Here is a 16,713-nt window from a genome sequence, read left to right as displayed (position 1 = left end):
CCACCGAATTTACCCACCGAATTGTGTCAGCGCGTGAAGACGAAGTACTTCCACGCGCCGTACGTCGTCGTGTTGACGTTGTCGCCCGACTTCGTGTCGATGTAGGACGAGCGGATGCGGAAACGAGGGCCGACGGGCGGCGTGCCGTCGAGCGTCACCGCGTCCTTGCCGTAGCGGTCCAGGTCGAAGTAGTCCGTGGTCATGGTGCGCCACGCGCCGTCCGAGTACTGCTGGACCCGGAGCTGGTGCTTGCGGCCCGGGTACATCGACATCGTCGTGTCGTGGACCGGGTCCTTCGACTTCCGGAAGTAGAAGTACTTCTGCTTCCAGGCGGTCGCCGACTTGTAGTGGCCGCTCAGGGACGTCGAGATCTTGACCTTGGTGTAGGCGGAGTTGGTGACCGTCCTTGGCGCGTACCGCGTGTCGCCCGTGAACTTCGCGCTGACCTTCGTGTCACGGGTCAGGTCGAGTGTCGCCGAGAGGTCGCCGGCCGAGTTCACCTTGCCCTTCTTCACGAGCGTGCTCGGCTTGTCGGAACCGTACGGGTCGGCCCAGATCTCGACCGTGCGGTTCTTGTACGTCGTGCCGAGGTGCGCCGTGAAGGTGACGTCACGGCCGTAGTCGTACACCTTGCCGTCGTTGTCCAGCGTCAGCGTGGTCGCCGTCTTCGCCACGGTCGTCGACGCCGAGGCCGTGGCGCCCGCGCGGCTCGCGTCGCCCGCATACGTGACCGTGTACGCCACCTTGCCCCCGGCCGGCGGCTTGTCCGTGAAGGAGTACGAGCCGTCGGCGGCGACCGTCGCCGTGCCCAGCGGCTTGCCGGACGGGGACTCGTCGTCGGTGCGGGTGACGGAGACCTTCGTGCCCGCCGGGAACGCCGCCGGCGAGGACAGGGTGCCGGTGAGCGTGAGGGACTTGGCGCGCGTGGCCGTGGCGGGGGCGGTCGCCGTCAGGGTGGTGGAGGCCTTGGTGGGGGCGTCGAGGACCCGCAGCGAGTAGACGTTGTCGTCGTTCTGCGAGATCGCGAACAGCTTGCTCGCGTCGGGCGCCCAGGCCAGGCCCGCCGACGCCAGGGTGTCGGCGCCGCTGCTGGTGCCGGTGTTGGGGAAGTCGTACTGCTTCAGCGGCAGCGACGTGCCCGGCTTGAAGACGTGGACGTCCGGGTCGTACCAGGAGAACGTGCCCGCCGCGACGTCGCCGCTCGGGGCGATGTCCACCGCGTTCGGGTACGTGTTGGTGACGTACTTGCCGTCCGCGGACAGGTCCGTGAGCTTGTAGACCGGCTGGTAGTACGGGGCGCCGCTGGCCGTGACGACGTCCTTGCCGTCCGGCGTGACCGCCAGGTCCTGGAGGTTGCCGCCGCCCGTGTCGCCCGGGTCGCGTGCGTACGCGGTACGGGTCGCCGTGCCGGAGGAGACGTCGTACACGGCGAGTTCGACCGGGCTCTGGCCCGGTGAACCGGCGACGAGCGTGCCCGGGGCGCCCTGGGAGGCGTCCAGGATCGGGGCCTCGTAGAAGGTGCGGTCGGTGTCCTGGCCCAGGGTGACGCCCGAGTCGGCCGCGCTCGGGTCGAGCGAGCCGATGTTGCCCTCGCCGCCGTCGCCGTAGCTGAACCACAGTCTGCCGCCCGCCAGGGCCACGTACGCCGGGCCGCCGCCCTGGCCCGTGGACCAGCGGCGGGTCTCGGTGGCCTTCGCCGTGTCGATCGCGACGACCGCGTCCCCGTCGTGCAGGGCCGCGTACAGCGTGCCCGAGTCGGGTGACAGCTCCAGGCCCTGGACGCCGGGCAGCGAGCCCACGGTGGCGACGACCTTGCCCGCGTAGTCGGTGACGACGACCCGGCCGGCCGTCGGATCGCTGATGAAGACGCGCTGGTGGACCCCGTCGACGACGATGTCGCCGGTCGACTTCACGGGCAGGAGCGCGCTGGAGTCGGCCGCCGCCGACCCGGCGCCCGCCGCGACGAGCGTGACCGAGCCTAAGAGAACCGCGAGCGCCGTCGCGGTCGAGAGAGTGCGTCTGTGCACGGTTTTCGAACCCCCCGGAACGAAAGTGATCAACAGGAAGACGTGATCAGCCCGTGCAGGCTAGAGCACCCCACTGACACACGGGAACCGGATTTCAAGGCGTTGGCCTGAAGGGGCAGTTGGGGCGTGACGGCACCGTCGCGTCAGCGGCTGTCCGCGACCGTCCGCGGGCCCTGCGGGGGCTCCTCGGCTCTCGCCGGCCCCGCGTTCGCCGCCAGCAGTAGGGTCGCGACAGCGACGACGGCCGCGGCGAAACCTCTGGCGTACCGCTCGGCGGTGCGTGTGCGTTCGAGCACGGCGACCTCGCAACTGGGGCGGTGGCTATGACAGCAGCGTGTTAAGCGCGTTTAACTCTCGGTTTAACCTAGGGGCTGTCCGAGCCGAACGGCAAGAGGGGCAGGGGGAGTTGGCGTGGGGGAGCGTGACGATCCGGGGACCATCGGGCGCCGGGTGCAGCGCTTGCGTGTCGAGCAGGGGCTGACCCAGCGGCAGTTGGCGGAACCCGTGTACACCCCCGCCTACATCTCCACCCTGGAGTCGGGCCGGGTGCGGCCCTCCGACGACGCCCTGCGGCATCTCGCCGGACGGCTCGGCGTCGCCTTCGACGAACTCGCCACCGGCGGTTCGGCCCGGCGTGTGACCGAGCTGCGGCTGCGGCTGACCGAGGCCCAGCGCGTCCTCGCCGTCGGTGAGGCCGAGGCGGCGGCGGAGCAGTACGCCGAGCTGCTCGTCGAGGCCGAGACGCAGGGACTGGCCGGGGAACAGGCCGCCGCGCTGCTCGGGCTCGGCGAGTGCGCCCTGGAGACGGGCGAGCTCGTGGCGGGGCGGCAGTACTTCGAGCGGGCCGAGGCCTGTCTCGCCGGCGGGCCGCTGCCCGCCCGGGTCCCGGCCCTGCGCGGGCGGGCCGTCGCGCACTACCTCGCCGGTGAGCTCCGGTACGCCGTCTACCTGCTGGAGAGCACCCTCGACGAGCTGAATCGCGGCGGGCTGCACGACCCCGACGCGCTCCTGCTGCTGTACGCCAGCGCCATCGGGCCCTACATGGACATGGGCGCGCACGCCCGCGCCGCCCAGGCCGCCGAGTTCGCCCTGGCGCTCGCCCCACAGTCCGGTGACCCGGCCCTGGTCGCCCGTATGCACCGGTCGGTCGCCCGCACCCTGGTCGCCGAGGGTCGTCTCGCCGAGGCCGACGCCTCGCTGGCCAAGGCCGCCGAGCTGTACCGGGGCCTGCAGATCCGCACCGAACTCGCCAACTGCCACTGGATGCGCGGTTACGTCTACGCGCAGGACGGCCAACTCGAGCGGGCGGAGAGCGAGTTGCGGGAGGCCCTCGGCATGCTGTCGGCCAAGCGCGCCGCCCTCTACAGCAGTCAGGTCGCCGTCGAGCTGGCCGACGTACTGCACCGGCGCGGCAAGTCCGGCGAGGCCGCGGCCCTGCTGCACGGCGTCCTCGACGACCTGTCCCCCGAGCGCGGCGCCGTCCACTCCGCCGCCGCGCACCGCCTCCTCGGCATCATCGCCGAGGACGCCCGCCGCACCGAGGACGCCGAGGAGCACTACGTCCGCGCCCTGAGCCTGCTGGAGCGGGCCGGCGCCGCGGGTGACCTGGCCGACCTGTGCCGTCTGCTGGGCGACCTGCTGCGCCGCACCGGGCGGGTGGAGGCCGCGCTGGACGCCTACCGGACGGGCCTCGGGCACCGTACGGCGCCCGGCACGACGACCCTCGGGCCGGCGCCCGCACAGCCTCCTCTGTGAGGGCGCAGGCGCTTCGCACGCTCGTGCGGGTTAGCCTCCTCCCGGGACGCGAACGACCGGGGCGGGGCACGTGGAGAACCAACGGACAGTGGCCGACGGCATACGGCTGGGCCTGCGGGCCCTCGTGTCCACCGTCCTCGGCGGCGCCGCGCTGATCGCCATCGTGACGGTGGCATCGGTGCTCGGGCCGATGCTCGCCCTCGATCTCTACACCCCGCCGGTCGCGGCCTGGTGGACGGTGTTCACCGCGATCACCGTCCAGGCCGTGCCCTTCCTGCTGCTGGGCACGGTCGTGTCGGCGGCGATCGGCGCGTTCGTGCCCCAGCGGGTCTTCCAGCGGCTGCTGCCCCGCCGTACGGCGCTCGCCGTGCCGGTCGCGGGCGCGGCCGGGGTCGTCCTGCCCGGGTGCGAGTGCGCGTCCGTGCCGGTGGCGGGCAGCCTGATGCGGCGGGGTGTCGCCCCGGCGGCGGCCCTCGCCTTCCTGCTGTCCGCGCCCGCGATCAACCCCGTCGTCCTGGTGGCGACCTCCATCGCCTTCCCGGGGCAGCCCGAGATGGTCCTCGGCCGGCTGGCCGCCTCGCTCGGCACGGCCGTGGTGATGGGCTGGCTGTGGGCGCGGTTCGGACGGGAGGAGTGGCTGCGGCCGGCGAAGCGGGACACCGCGCACGGGCCGGAGGGCGGGCCGCGGGCCTTCGCCTCCGGTCTCCAGCACGACTTCCTGCACGCGGGCGGCTTCCTCGTGGTCGGCGCGGCGGCCGCGGCGACCTTCGCCATCGTCGTGCCGAGCTCGCTGCTGGAGGTGTTCACCGGGTCGGCCTGGCTGTCGGTGCTGCTGCTGGCCGTCCTGGCGGTCGTGTTGTGCGTGTGCAGTGAGGCCGACGCGTTCGTGGCGGCGTCGCTGAGCGGCTTCTCGCCCACCGCGCGGCTGGCGTTCATGGTGGTCGGGCCGATGGTCGACCTGAAGCTGATCGCGCTCCAGACCGGCACGTTCGGCCGGTCCTTCGCGCTGCGGTTCTCCTCCGCGACCTGGCTGGTCGCCGTCGCCAGCAGCGCTCTGGTGGGGTGGTGGCTGCTGTGAGGCGTTACGGACCGGCCGTCCTGCTCGCGCTCGTCGGCGCGGCGATCCTGCGGGTGTCGCTCTTCAGTGACCTGTACCTGCGGTACGTGCAGCCCGCGTTGCGGCCGTATCTGGTGGTGTCGGGCGTGGTGCTGGTGCTGCTGGGCGTGGCGGTGGCTGTGCTGGTGCGGACTGCCGAGGACGGGGAGGTGCAGGAGGACGACCTCGGGGCCCCAGGCGGGGACACCCACGCCACCGCCGGGCACACCCACGGCCCCGCCGGCCCCCGCGTCGCCTGGTTCCTCACCCTCCCCGCCCTGGCCCTGCTGCTGTTCCCGCCGCCTGCCCTCGGTTCCTACAGCGCGGAGCGTGAGGCCGACCGGCGTGCGGAGCGGGGCGTCGGCACCTTCCCGGCGCTGCCGGCCGGGAACCCGGTCGACCTCACCCTCGGGGAGTTCGGCTCCCGGGCGGTCTACGACAGCGACCGTTCCCTGGCGGGGCGCACGGTTCGGCTCACCGGCTTCGTCACCCGAGACGCCGACGGCACCTGGTACGTCACCCGCCTCCTCGTCTCCTGCTGCGCCGCCGACGCCAGCTCGGCCAGGGCCGAGGTGCGCGGCGCCGCCGCCCCGCCCGTCGACACCTGGGTCACGGTCACCGGCACCTGGCACCCGGAGGGCGAGCCCGGCTCGGACGCCGCCTGGCCGCCGGCCCTCGACGCCACCTCCGTACAGCGGGTACGGCAGCCGGACAACCCGTACGAGAAGCGCTGACAAGCGCTGAGGGTCAGGCAGGGGCGGCGGCCCGGCGCCCGGGTTTCGCCCCACCCCCGACGGGTAGTCGGGCGACGATTCCGGGAAGGCTCGGTGCATGATCCGGGCGGGCGCCGGGCTCGGGTCGCGCGAGGCACCGGGCACGGCACCGGGTCGGCCGCTGAAGTCGGCTGACCGGGCGGTCGCCGTACGCGACCGGCCGCGCGGCCGTCGTGCCGCGGGTCGTCCCGGGCGGGTGGTTGTGCTCCGGCCCACTCCGCGTCCGCGGCAGGGCGCCCCGGAAGAGCGCCGATGGTGAAGGCCGGTGATGAAGGAGGCGGTGGTCGTGCGGCCCAGGGACGATCCCCGAGGAGTTCCCGGCGGTGACCCCGGGCCGCGCCGCACCGGGGGCGGTGACCTGGACCTGGACGGGATCCGGGCCGCCGATGTGATCGCCAGGGGGGTGCGCGGCGTCGAGCCCTCAGAAGTCCCGGGCCGGCTGTGCGAGGTGGCGGTGGAGCTGCTGCCGGTGACCGGCGCGAGCGTGTCGCTGCGCAGCGAGGGCATGCCCGTCCAGCTCAGTGCCAGCAGCGAGCAGGCCGCGCGCTTGGCGCAGCTGCAGGCGACGCTGGGCGACGGTCCCTGCCAGAGCGTGCTGGAGGAGGGGGCGCCCGTGCTCGCCTGCGATCTGACGACCGGCCGGGACGCGGGCCGCTGGCCGGTCTTCGCCCAGCAGGCGACGGAGGCCGGGGTCCGGGCGGTGTACGCGGTGCCGCTGGGCAGCGACGCGGTGTGCGTGGGCACCCTCGACCTGTACCGCGACAGCCCCGGCGGGCTCACCGACCGCCAGCTGCACGTGGCCCGGCTGGTGGCCGGTGTCATGACGGTGGCCCTGATGGCACTGCCCCGCGAGTCCGAGGCCGAGCCGCGGGACGAGGAGCCCTGGCTGAGCGGGCTGGCCGCGGACCACGACGAGGTCTACCAGGCCGTCGGCATGATCATGGCGCAGCTCGGCGTCGGCGCCGACGACGCGCTGGCGCGGCTGCGCGGGGACGCCTTCGCGCGCGGCTGCACGGCCGTCGACGTGGCCCGGGACGTGATCGCCCACCGCAGGCGTTTCGAGCGGTAGACCCACTGCCGACCCGCTGCCGGGCTCAGATCCGCGCCCGGCCTTGCTTGGTGATCTCGGTCAGGCGCTGCGCCCCGAGTTCCACCGTCTGCTGCGTGACCTCCTCGTACACCTCGTCGAGTCCGGCGTTGGTGAGCGTGATCGCCTCCTCCCCGACGCGCACGGCCGCGAGGTCCATCGTCAGGTACGTCAGCTCCCCGTCCTCCGTCTCCCCGGCCAGGGTGACCCGCAGGGCCTGCCGGGCGTCGCCCACCGGGGGCAGCGGCATGTCACCGACCTGGACGGTCTGGATGCCGCCGCGCGGGGTCGCCGCCGTGAACTCGCCGCACTTCCCCGGCAGCGACTTCAGCCAGGCCAGGGTGCGGTCGACGTCCGCCGGGGGATGCGCGGCGACCTGGTAGCGCACCTGCGCGTCGGTTTCGGCGTCGTCGAACGCGGCCGTCGCCCGCGGCCCGGCCGGAGTGCCGAAGAGCTCCTCCGTGTAGAGGGCGTCGAGCAGCCGCTGGCAGTCGCCGTCCTCCGTGGTCGCCTTGAGCAGCCCGTCCCGCCACGTCCGGGCACCGCGCGTCGGCCCCCACGGCTCGCCCAGATCGGCGTTGGTGATCAGCGCCGCCTGGGCCTGGGCCTCGGTGAGTCCGGCCCCGGAGCTCGCGGGCCGCTCGACGGCGGGCGACGCGCCGGTGTCGGTCGGGGAGGCGGAGAACCACCGTGGCCGCGGCTCGTCCTGGACGGAACAGGCGGCCGTGGCCAGCAGGGCGGTCACGGACAGCGCGGAGGCGAGCAGGGCGCGGGCACCTGGGCCACGTCGGCCGGCCGGAGGGTGGGGCATCGGAGGGCCTCCTGCGGGAGTTCATGGAGGTGCCTCCCGGCGGGGCGGGCTCTCCAAGATCGGGTACGTGCTCTTACGGCACCACCGCGACGGGCGGCACACCAGTGCGACGGGCTGTTCGGGTGAGGAGGAGTACGCACTGCTGGCCAGGTGAAAAAGCCGTGGCCCCGCGCGCCACGCCCCTGTTACGGTCACGCCCATGAAGCGCGCCCAGCCGTTCCCGTCTCTCACGACGACGCCGGAGAGTGTCCCGGCGCGCTGACAGCTGACGCAGATGTCTTCAAGCCCCGGGGCGAGTGCCCCGGGGCTTTGTCGCGTGGTGCTCGCCTCACTTCCGACCCGAGGAGCCCACCATGCACGACCACCGACGGCTCGGCCGTGAACTGAACCTCTTCGACACCGACCCGCTGATGGGCGCGGGGCTGCCGTACTGGCTGCCCGACGGCGCGATCGTGCGGCACACCCTGGAGGAGTACGTCCGCGAGGCGGAACAGCGGGCCGGCTACCGGCACGTGTACTCGCCCGTGCTCGGCAAACGCGAGCTGTACGAGATCTCCGGGCACTGGGACCACTACGGCGAGGACATGTTCCCGCCGCTGGACCTCGGCTCGGAACAGGTCCTGCTGCGCCCGAGCCTGTGCCCCCACCACGCGCTGATCTACCGCTCCCGGTCCCACAGCTACCGCGAACTTCCCCTGCGCATGGCCGAGTTGGGCGGTATGTACCGCTCGGAGCTGTCCGGCGTGCTCGGCGGTCTGACCCGAGTGCGGGCCATCACCCTCAACGACGCGCACATCTTCTGCACCCTGGAGCAGGCCGTCGACGAGGCCCGTTCCGCACTGGAGCTGATCGGCCGGGCCTACGCGGACCTCGGCATCCGCGCGGTCCGCCACCGTCTCTCCCTGCCCGGCGAGGGCGGCAAGTACGTATCGGACCCGGGCCTGTGGCGGCGGGCCACCGCCCTGCTGCGCGAGGTCCTGGACGGCTCCGGCATCCCCTACGAGGCCGCCGAGGGCGAGGCGGCCTTCTACGGCCCGAAGATCGACGTGCAGATCGCCGACCCGGCCGGGCGGGAGTCCACCCTGTCCACCGTCCAGATCGACTTCCACCAGCCCGAACGCTTCGACCTGCACTACATCGGCGCCGACGGGGCCAAGCACCGCCCGGTCATGGTGCACCGCAGCATCATCGGCAGTGTGGAGCGCGCGGTCGCCCACCTCGTCGAGGCCCACGGCGGGGCCTTCCCGCCCTGGCTGGCCCCGGTGCAACTGGTGGTGCTCCCGGTGGGTGACGAACAGGCGGACCGTGCCCGTGAACTCGCGGGCCGCGCCAGGGAACTCGGCCTGCGCGCCGAGGTCTCCGGACCCGACCAGGGCACCCTGGCCGCCCGCATCCGCGCGTCCCGGCTGGTCCCGTACCAGGCGGTGATCGGCGGGCGGGAGGCCGAAGCGGACCAGGTGGCGCCGCGCCTGCGGGACGGGCGACGGCTGGGGGCCCTGCCCGCCGCCGCGTTCCTGCGGGGTGTCGCGGAGCGGGTGGCGGCGCGCGGCACCGAGCTGTGGGAGGCGGCGTAGGAGCGGCTTTCCCGGTATGCGCAGTTGCCGCGGGCCCGTAGGGTCGCTCGTGCGGAACCCCGTGCCAGAACAGTGGAAGGAGCCATCGCCGTGACCGACGGTCAGCGTATTCCGGTGATCATCGACTGCGACACCGGCGTCGACGACGCCCTCGCCCTGCTGTTCGCCGTACGGCATCCGGGCCTCGACGTGCGGGCGATCACCTGCGTGGCCGGGAACACGGACGTGGACGGCGTGGTCCGCAACACCCTGACCGTGCTGGAGGTGGCCGGTGCCGGTGACATTCCCGTGGCCCGGGGCGCCGAGCGGCCGCTGATCGAACCCGTGCGGACGGCACGGCACGTGCACGGGCAGGACGGGATGGGGGACCTGGGGCTGCCCGCGCCGACCCGTGTGCCGGTGGACGTGGACGCGGTGACGCTGCTGCGGCGCGAGATCCTCGCCTCGCCGAGGCCGGTCACGCTGATCCCCATGGCGCCCCTGACGAACATCGCGCTGCTGCTGCGGACGCACCCCGAGGTGACCCGCAACATCGAGCGGATCGTGTTCATGGGCGGTGCGGTGGCGACCGGGAACGCCACGCCGGTCGCGGAGTTCAACGTGTGGCACGACCCGGAGGCGGCGGCGGTGCTGCTCACGGCCGGGGTGCCGATCACGATGTACGGGCTGGACGTGTTCAAGAAGGTGCTGGTCCCGGCGGGCGATGTACAGCGCCTGCGCGCGGGCACGGACCCCAGCCTCCGCCTGGCCGGTGACCTCCTCGCCCACCGCGACCCGGCCACCTCCGGGGACCCCACCCCGACGGGCGGTCTCGGCGACGCGGGCGCGGTGTGCGCCGTGGTCGACCCTGGCGGCCTGACCACCGAGCGGCTGCCCGTCGAGGTCGCCCTGGCCCCCGGGCCCACCCGCGGCCAGACGATCGTCGACCGGCGGCCGGTCCCCGGAGAGTCCGAGATCCACGAGGGATCCCGCGCCCAGCCCCTGGTGGACGTGGCGCTGGGCGTCGACGTGGAGCGGTACGTGAAGCTGTGGCTGACGACGGTGGAAGGGGCCTAGCACCGGTCCTGGCGACCGGTCCTTGCACCGGCAAAGCAAAAGGGCCCGGGACTGTCGAAGTCCCGGGCCCTTCACGGTGTCAGGAACGCGCGCGCTTCCTGCGGGTCACGATCACCATGGCCGCGCCGCCCGCGAGGAGGACGCCCGCGCCGATGGCGATGGGGCCCGTGCTGCTGTTGGCGCCGGTCTCCGCGAGGTCGCCGCCGCCGCCGTTCGGCTTGGGGGCCGGGGGCGTCGTCGACTCGGAGGCGGACGGGGTGGGGGTGTCCGTCTCCGTGGCCGGGGGCGACGAGGGCTCGGACGGCTGCGACGGCGCCGGGGGCGTCGTCTCCTCGGCCGGCTCCGAGGGGCTCGCGGGCGGGGTGGACGGGGGCTGCGACTCCGCCGGCGGAGGCGTGAGCGTGCACTCCTTCGTGCCGCCGTTCCAGGCCGCGATCAGCTTGTCCTTGATGACGGGGCGGTCGGGACCCATGGGCAGCTCGCCGTGCTCGAAGCCGTCCTTCGCGTCGAGCTCGCCGTCGAACTTCACCGCGCCGCGGTAGAGGTCGATCTGCCCGAAGCAGTCCTTGTCGGGGATGGCGATGTCGAGCGAGTCGGTGCCGCCCGGCTTGACCGTCACCGTGTCGAAGTCGACGAACACCTGCTCGCCGGAGGTCTCGAAGGTCGCGCCGTGCGCGAGGTAGGAGGCCAGGGAGGCCGTGCACGTCGTCGCGTCGCCGGCCGTGCGGACCTTGATGTGGACCTTGCCGTCCTCGGTCGGCTTCAGGTTCTGGTCGTCGACCTTCACCGAGTCGAAGAAGTTCGAGCCGTCGAGCGAGAACTGGCAGCGGTCGGTGCCGGTCTCCGTGCCCGCGCCGGTCCCGGGCTTGTAGGTGCCTCCGGACGACCAGCCGTCACCACCGGGCGTACCGGTGGCGAACGCGGTGGTGGCGGAGGCGGCGCAGAGGGCGAGGGCCGCGGCGCCCGTCCCCAGCAGGCGGCGTGCGGTGACACGTCTCGCTATGGACATGGGTATCCCGTTTCTTGGCATGTGCCGAACCCGGGTGGCGGCGTGCGGGCAGCGCGCGGCGCACGGCTGCCGGGGCCGCACCGTGGGGTGAGTGGTCGAAGAAACACTGGGCTCATTGGTCACATGCGCCTCAGTGCGCCCCCATCGTGGCCGTGCCGCAGCAGGCTGTCAACCTGCGGGTATGCAAAGGAAGTTGCGCAGCCATCACACTTTCATCACAGCAGGAATGGATCGCTCCGATCAACGCGATGGTTCCTTTTTCCGGCATTCTGGACAGATTCAATGCTGTCGATGCTGTCGTCCGTATGCCGTGCGAAGGAGACCGCGTGACTGATCGCTCCACCCTCGACCTGTCGTCCCGGGACCCCGACTGGTGGCGCCAGGCCGTCGTCTACCAGGTCTATCCCCGCAGCTTCGCCGACGCCGACGGCGACGGCCTCGGCGACCTGCGCGGCATCACCCGCCGCCTCACCCATCTCGCCGCCCTGGGTGTGGACGCCCTGTGGCTGAGCCCGTTCTACCCGTCCGAGCTGGCCGACGGCGGTTACGACGTCGCCGACCCCCGGGACGTCGATCCGCGCCTGGGCACCCTCGACGACTTCGACGCCCTGGTCGCCGAGACCCACCGGCTCGGTCTGAAGGTCATCGTCGACATCGTGCCCAACCACTCCTCGCACCAGCACGTCTGGTTCCAGGAGGCGCTGCGCTCCGGGCCCGGCTCGGCGGCCCGCGACCGGTACGTCTTCCGCGACGGCCGCGGCGAGCACGGCGAACTCCCGCCCACCGACTGGCAGTCCGTCTTCGGCGGCAGCGCCTGGAAACGGGTGCCCGACGGCCAGTGGTACCTGCACCTCTTCGCCCCCGAGCAGCCCGACCTCAACTGGGAGAACCAGGAGGTCCGCGCCGACTACCGCACCACCCTGCGCTTCTGGTCCGACCGCGGGGTCGACGGCTTCCGCGTCGACGTCGCCCACGCCCTCGTCAAGGACCTGAGCGAGCCGCTGCGCGACCTCGGCGCGCCCGAGCTGAGCCGCGAGGACGCCCTCACCACGATGCCGCCCGGCACGCACCCGTTCTACGACCGCGACGACGTGCACGAGATCTACCGCGACTGGCGCAAGATCCTGGACGCCTACCGCCCGCCCCGCATGGCCATCGCCGAGGCGTGGGTGCCCGGCGCCCGGCGCGCGCTGTACGCCCGCCCGGACGAGCTCGGCCAGGCCTTCAACTTCGAGTACCTGGAGGCCGGCTGGGACGCGGACGAGCTGCGGCAGATCATCACCGACTCGCTCGCCACCGCCCGCGCGGCCGGTGCCTCGGCCACCTGGGTGCTGTCCAACCACGACGTGATCCGCCACGCCTCCCGCCTGATGCTGCCACCCGGGACCGACCTCAACGCCTGGCTGCTCTCCGGCGGCCACGCCCCGGCCGTCGACGAGGCGGCCGGACTGCGCCGGGCCCGGGCGGCCACCCTGTTGATGCTGGCGCTGCCGGGTTCGGCGTACGTCTACCAGGGCGAGGAACTCGGCCTGCCCGAGGTCGCCGACCTGCCGACCGAGGTGCTCCAGGACCCGATCTGGGAGCAGACGGGCCACGTCCGCAAGGGCCGCGACGGCTGCCGGGTGCCGCTGCCGTGGACGACGACCGGACCGTCGTACGGCTTCGGGCCGGGCGGCGCCTGGCTGCCGCAGCCGCCCGGCTTCGCCGCGTACGCCGTCGAGGCGCAGGACGGCGTCGAGGGCTCGACCCTGGAGCTGTACCGCACGGCCCTGAAGCTGCGCCGCAAACTGCTCGACGGGGAGGAGTTGACCTGGGCGGAGGACACCCCGGACGGCGTCCTGCAGTTCGACCGCAGCGAGGGCTGGCGCTGCGTGACGAACCTGTCCGGCACGGCGGTCCCGCTGCCGGCGGGCGAGGTGCTGCTGAGCAGCTCCCCACTGGAGGACGGCCGGCTCGGACCGGACACGACGGTGTGGCTCGGGCGGTGAAGGGCCTCCTCGGGTGTTGAGGGGCGTCCTCGGGCGTTGAGGGTGTCCGCGCCCCGGCCCCTGGGAAGCCCCCGCGGCCGTACCACCAGAGTGCCGTCGACGTCCGCCCAGGGAGCCCCGCCCGCCATGTACAGGTCCAGGAAGACAGCAGCCGTGGCGGGGGCCGTCGTCGCCGGGGTGCTCACGTGCCCCGGCCCGTCGGCGGCGGCCCGGGACGGTGAGCTGTGGGGTGCCGCGACATCGCGCCCGGCCGCGAGGGCATCCTCGATGTCGCGAGTGCCCAGGGAGCGGCGCCGGGCGCCACGCTGACCGTGCCCCGGGGAACCCGTGTGACGGCCACGCCGCTCGACGCGCCCGGCACCCTGGGACGGGTCGCCGACGACGGCCGCAGCGCGACCTGCACGGCCAGTGGCGAGGCGGCCGCGCAGTCGTGGCAGGGCCGTACGTTCCCCTTCGTGCTCGCGGTCCCCGCGGACGCCGTGCCCGGCACGCGGCTGCGCGACTGCGTCCTGCGGATCACCGACGCGGCCGGTGTACGGCGGGCGGCCGGCCGGTGTGCCGTGACCATGGGCCTGGCCGGGCCGACGCTGACCCGCCCGCTGTCCGGCGTGGCGCTGGACGTCCGGCCGCAGATCGCCGGTACGGCCCACCCGGGCGCCCGGGTCACCGTCCGCGACAAGGACGCCCGGGAGGCCTGCGCGACCACCGTCGCCCCCGACGGCACCTGGGCCTGCCGCCGGGGGCGCTCCCGGCGGGCGCCAACCGGCTCCAGGCGGTCGCCACGCTGAACGGCGTGAGTGCGATGAGCGAGCAGATCGACATCTCGGTGGCGGACGCGGCGCCGGTCAGTAGCGCACGGCCCGGGCCACCTCGGCCCTGACCTCGCCGGACAGGTCGTGGGTGCCGCGGGCGGTGGCCGTGGCGGAGTCGCCCGCCTGCACGTGCTCCACCGTGACGATGACCGTGTCGATCAGCCGGCCCCCGGCGTCGGTGAAGTCGACCTGGACGGCGAAGGACCGTTCGGAGTCGTCAGTGTTGGTGACGGTGACCTCGGCCCGGGCCCGGCCGTCGGAGCCGACGACGGCCCGGCCGGCCTTCACATCGCCTTTGACGTCGATGCCGCCCCGGATGTCGTCCAGCCGGCGTCCGGCCTCCGCCGTGGCCGACTCCACCGCCTCGGAGGCCTGCGAGGCGAACGACTCGACCGCCGACTCCGCCTCGCGGGCGGCGTCCCCGGGGCTGTCGCCGCCGCAGCCCGTGAGCACGGCGGCCAGGGCGAGCGGCAGCACCGCCCCGCCCGTCGCCGTCGCCAGGCGTCTCATGGGCCTCATGTGTGGCCGAGGCCGCCGCCGCCGAAGGAGCCGCTGGATCCGGGCAGCCAGCGGCGGGGCTTTTGGTCCTTGCCCGTCCTGGTGCTCGCATGGTGCAGCTCATGGGGCAGGAGCCGCTCGCCGTCGCGCGTCACGACCGGCATCTCGTCGGGCTCCCGCATCTCCCGCATCTCGCGGACCGGCCCGCCGTCCGGGAGGTGCGGCTGCTCGTCGGGGGCGGGGTGGTGCGTGTCCTTGTCCATGACGCGCATCCCGACCAGCACCGCCCAGATCAGCGCCAGGGCGATGATCGCCCCGCCGACGAAGGCGATGGTCACGGCGACCGCGTGATCTGACGAAGCCGCCAGCACTTCATACGTTGCCGTAGTCATGCTCCGATTATCGCCGACGTAATGCGATAAAGCGCCCGCAATGTCCACGGCTGACCATCTGCCCCGGTGGCGCGGGCAACCTTCGCGAGCGCTGTGACGACCTGCCGGTGATACCCCGCCCCCCACACGAGGGAGATCACCATGCGCAGACACCTCGCACGGCTGCTCACCGTGCTCGCCGTGCTGGCGGCGGCGCTCGCCACCCCCGGCATGGCGAGCGGCAAGGCGCAGGCCGCCGACGAGTGGAACCCGCCCGCCCACCTCGTCCGGCCCCTGAACGAGGTGTGGAACCACGTCGAGTCGACCTACGGCAACCTGTACGGCTTCCGCAACTACGGCTGGGACCAGGTCATGGCCAACCGCGGCAGCGTCAACTACTGCGTCCGCTGGGAGTCCGACGCCCCCGTCAGCGCCGCCCTGCGCGACCGGATCCACGCGGCGCTGAAGAAGCAGTTCGCCAAGTGGATGACGGCCATGACCGAGAACGGCAAGGGCCACAACGCCTGGCCGTACACGAACGTCTCCGTCAACATCGTCGGCTGGGCGGTGAAGAACCGCTCCACCCTGCAGTGGACCGACAACTCCGTCGACATCTACACCGGCGTCCTCGACAGCGGCGGCGCCCCGCAGTGCGCCCCGGACTGCGGCCGCTTCTTCCACCAGGACGGCGACTACTCGAAGTGCCCGGGCGGCGCCGCCCGCCACTACGACCAGTCGCTGTGGCTGACCAAGGGCTTCGGCGGCGGCGCGGGCGGTGACTGGGGCCAGCGCATGGGCCAGGAGTACTTCACCGGCGCCCTGAACCAGGAGAACATCCACATCTACCTGCACGAGGTCGGCCACACCTTCGGCCTCGACGACTTCTACGACTGGTCGCCGACCGGCCAGTGCTGCTTCCTGATGAAGGCGGGCAGCGCCACGCAGATCACCGAGTTCGACCAGTGGATGCTGCGGGACTTCTGGCGCCATCTGAAGAGCCGCTACGGCCTGTGACCCATGCCGGGCGGTACGGGCGGGCCCCCGCTCCCGTGCCGCCCTCCGGGGTACGGTGGAGAGAACCGCGGGTATGCCGGAACCGGTGGCCGACGGTCTCCTGGCCACGCCCCCGTAGCAGCAGGAGCCCTGATGACGTCCGCCTCCTCGCCCCCGCCGCCCCTCCCGACACCCTCCGAGGTGCGGCTGAGACTCGCGGCGCAGCCCCGCCTCGGCCGCACGGCCCGCCGTATCGACGGGGCGTGGTGGCCCCGCTCGTACGACCTGGCCGCCGAGCTGCCCGGGCTGCTGGCCGTGCTGCCGCGCGCCTGGGGCCGGGTCAGCAGCGTCCTGGTCCACGGGGACACCTGGCTGCCCTGCCCGGAGCGGCTGGACGTCGCCGGCCGGGAGGTCCACGTGGGCCGCAGGGACGCGCCGGCCACCCCGGACACGGTCTGCCTGCTCACGCCCGGCCGGGGCCGGTGGGACCTGCTGGTGGTGCCGCCCTCGACCACGGAGGCGGACGCGGTCGCGCTCATGGAGCAGGCCGTCACGCAGGACGCCTGACGCCTCTGACCTAGGGCCTGTCGTTTGGATCAGGTCGCAGGGAACCGACAGCGCTGATCAGCGCCGGTGAGCGGGGTCTGGTGCGGGCAGCTGCAAGGCGGAAGAGGGCGTCGATGCGGAGCATCGGCAACCGACGACAACGCCGCAGATGCGCGTGCCAGACCCCGCGTCTGAGGCGTGATCCAAACGACAGGCCCTAGTTGTGCTGTCCGGGGACGTTGGTGACGGGCGACACGCCTTGAGTGGTCCTTGAACGGGGCGAGGGCCTCTGGGTTCGGTGTGGATTGCGAGATCTA

The 16,713-nt window shown here is 73.1% G+C and carries 16 protein-coding genes; 10 read left to right on the top strand and 6 right to left on the bottom strand.

Annotated elements, in window-relative coordinates; translation table 11 throughout:
* Positions 1–26: 26 nt before the first annotated feature.
* Entirely contained in the window at positions 27–2,027 is a 2,001-nt protein-coding gene (locus tag ABZ192_RS27790) for an Ig-like domain repeat protein (RefSeq protein ID WP_356927201.1), read from the bottom strand.
* A gap of 143 nt (positions 2,028–2,170) precedes the next feature.
* Positions 2,171–2,323, bottom strand: coding sequence for a hypothetical protein (locus ABZ192_RS27785; protein WP_356927200.1), 153 nt, complete (start codon positions 2,321–2,323; stop codon positions 2,171–2,173).
* 115 nt (positions 2,324–2,438) lie between these two features.
* On the opposite strand from ABZ192_RS27785, the gene ABZ192_RS27780 reads away from it, so the two are divergent.
* The 4 genes from ABZ192_RS27780 (at position 2,439) to ABZ192_RS27765 (ending at position 6,720) form a co-directional block, all read left to right on the top strand.
* On the top strand, positions 2,439–3,782 hold the full coding sequence (locus ABZ192_RS27780; RefSeq protein WP_356927199.1) for a helix-turn-helix domain-containing protein: 1,344 nt from the start codon (positions 2,439–2,441) through the stop codon (positions 3,780–3,782).
* Positions 3,783–3,870: 88 nt separating this feature from the next.
* The gene (locus tag ABZ192_RS27775) at positions 3,871–4,860 is read left to right on the top strand and encodes a permease (protein WP_356927198.1); all 990 of its coding nucleotides are present in this window, start codon (positions 3,871–3,873) and stop codon (positions 4,858–4,860) included.
* On the top strand, positions 4,857–5,612 hold the full coding sequence (locus ABZ192_RS27770) for a TIGR03943 family protein (protein WP_356927285.1): 756 nt from the start codon (positions 4,857–4,859) through the stop codon (positions 5,610–5,612). The genes ABZ192_RS27775 and ABZ192_RS27770 overlap by 4 nt, the downstream gene beginning before the upstream one ends.
* A 307-nt stretch (positions 5,613–5,919) precedes the next feature.
* Positions 5,920–6,720, top strand: coding sequence for a GAF and ANTAR domain-containing protein (locus ABZ192_RS27765; protein WP_356927197.1), 801 nt, complete (start codon positions 5,920–5,922; stop codon positions 6,718–6,720).
* A 25-nt stretch (positions 6,721–6,745) separates the two neighbouring features.
* On the opposite strand, the gene ABZ192_RS27760 is transcribed toward ABZ192_RS27765, so the two are convergent.
* Complete coding sequence (locus ABZ192_RS27760) at positions 6,746–7,549, bottom strand: hypothetical protein (RefSeq protein ID WP_356927196.1); 804 nt, start codon at positions 7,547–7,549, stop codon at positions 6,746–6,748.
* 296 nt (positions 7,550–7,845) lie between these two features.
* On the opposite strand from ABZ192_RS27760, the gene thrS reads away from it, so the two are divergent.
* Both thrS and ABZ192_RS27750 read left to right on the top strand, forming a co-directional pair.
* Positions 7,846–9,123: a threonine--tRNA ligase gene (gene thrS, locus ABZ192_RS27755; RefSeq protein WP_356927195.1), complete on the top strand. Its 1,278-nt coding sequence runs from the start codon at positions 7,846–7,848 to the stop codon at positions 9,121–9,123.
* A 90-nt stretch (positions 9,124–9,213) separates the two neighbouring features.
* A complete protein-coding gene (locus ABZ192_RS27750; RefSeq protein WP_356927194.1) occupies positions 9,214–10,179 on the top strand; it encodes a nucleoside hydrolase in 966 nt (321 codons plus the stop codon).
* Between the two features lie 79 nt (positions 10,180–10,258).
* On the opposite strand, the gene ABZ192_RS27745 is transcribed toward ABZ192_RS27750, so the two are convergent.
* On the bottom strand, positions 10,259–11,188 hold the full coding sequence (locus tag ABZ192_RS27745; RefSeq protein ID WP_356927193.1) for an LAETG motif-containing sortase-dependent surface protein: 930 nt from the start codon (positions 11,186–11,188) through the stop codon (positions 10,259–10,261).
* Positions 11,189–11,514: 326 nt separating this feature from the next.
* Between ABZ192_RS27745 and ABZ192_RS27740 the strand changes: the two genes are divergently transcribed.
* Entirely contained in the window at positions 11,515–13,176 is a 1,662-nt protein-coding gene (locus ABZ192_RS27740) for a glycoside hydrolase family 13 protein (protein ID WP_356927192.1), read from the top strand.
* Positions 13,177–13,505: 329 nt separating this feature from the next.
* Positions 13,506–13,964 (top strand): hypothetical protein, encoded by a 459-nt coding sequence (locus ABZ192_RS27735; protein ID WP_356927191.1) that lies wholly within the window; start codon positions 13,506–13,508, stop codon positions 13,962–13,964.
* A gap of 57 nt (positions 13,965–14,021) precedes the next feature.
* Here ABZ192_RS27735 and ABZ192_RS27730 read toward each other — a convergent pair whose 3' ends face one another.
* Together ABZ192_RS27730 and ABZ192_RS27725 are read right to left on the bottom strand one after the other, a co-directional pair.
* Complete coding sequence (locus ABZ192_RS27730; protein WP_356927190.1) at positions 14,022–14,498, bottom strand: hypothetical protein; 477 nt, start codon at positions 14,496–14,498, stop codon at positions 14,022–14,024.
* A 5-nt stretch (positions 14,499–14,503) separates the two neighbouring features.
* Positions 14,504–14,878, bottom strand: coding sequence for a DUF6479 family protein (locus tag ABZ192_RS27725; protein WP_356927189.1), 375 nt, complete (start codon positions 14,876–14,878; stop codon positions 14,504–14,506).
* A gap of 141 nt (positions 14,879–15,019) precedes the next feature.
* Here ABZ192_RS27725 and ABZ192_RS27720 point away from each other — a divergent pair, with 141 nt between their 5' ends.
* Entirely contained in the window at positions 15,020–15,871 is an 852-nt protein-coding gene (locus ABZ192_RS27720; RefSeq protein WP_356927188.1) for a hypothetical protein, read from the top strand.
* Between the two features lie 132 nt (positions 15,872–16,003).
* Positions 16,004–16,417 (top strand): DUF5994 family protein, encoded by a 414-nt coding sequence (locus tag ABZ192_RS27715; protein WP_356927187.1) that lies wholly within the window; start codon positions 16,004–16,006, stop codon positions 16,415–16,417.
* Positions 16,418–16,713 lie beyond the last annotated feature (296 nt).

This window comes from Streptomyces sp. NPDC006235 (genome assembly GCF_040613735.1).
Classification (GTDB): Bacteria; Actinomycetota; Actinomycetes; order Streptomycetales; family Streptomycetaceae; genus Streptomyces.
Note: the sequence above shows the minus strand (reverse complement) of the source record. Positions and strands in the feature narration are given on the sequence as shown.

What these genes read in the sequence shown, in the direction of transcription:
- ABZ192_RS27760 (WP_356927196.1), bottom strand. Translation starts at nt 7,549, where the DNA reads ATGCCCCACCCTCCGGCCGGCCGACGTGGCCCAGGTGCCCGCGCCCTG.
- ABZ192_RS27730 (WP_356927190.1), bottom strand. Translation starts at nt 14,498, where the DNA reads ATGAGACGCCTGGCGACGGCGACGGGCGGGGCGGTGCTGCCGCTCGCC.
- ABZ192_RS27720 (WP_356927188.1), top strand. Translation starts at nt 15,020, where the DNA reads ATGCGCAGACACCTCGCACGGCTGCTCACCGTGCTCGCCGTGCTGGCG.
- ABZ192_RS27745 (WP_356927193.1), bottom strand. Translation starts at nt 11,188, where the DNA reads ATGTCCATAGCGAGACGTGTCACCGCACGCCGCCTGCTGGGGACGGGC.
- ABZ192_RS27765 (WP_356927197.1), top strand. Translation starts at nt 5,920, where the DNA reads ATGAAGGAGGCGGTGGTCGTGCGGCCCAGGGACGATCCCCGAGGAGTT.
- ABZ192_RS27715 (WP_356927187.1), top strand. Translation starts at nt 16,004, where the DNA reads ATGACGTCCGCCTCCTCGCCCCCGCCGCCCCTCCCGACACCCTCCGAG.
- ABZ192_RS27725 (WP_356927189.1), bottom strand. Translation starts at nt 14,878, where the DNA reads ATGACTACGGCAACGTATGAAGTGCTGGCGGCTTCGTCAGATCACGCG.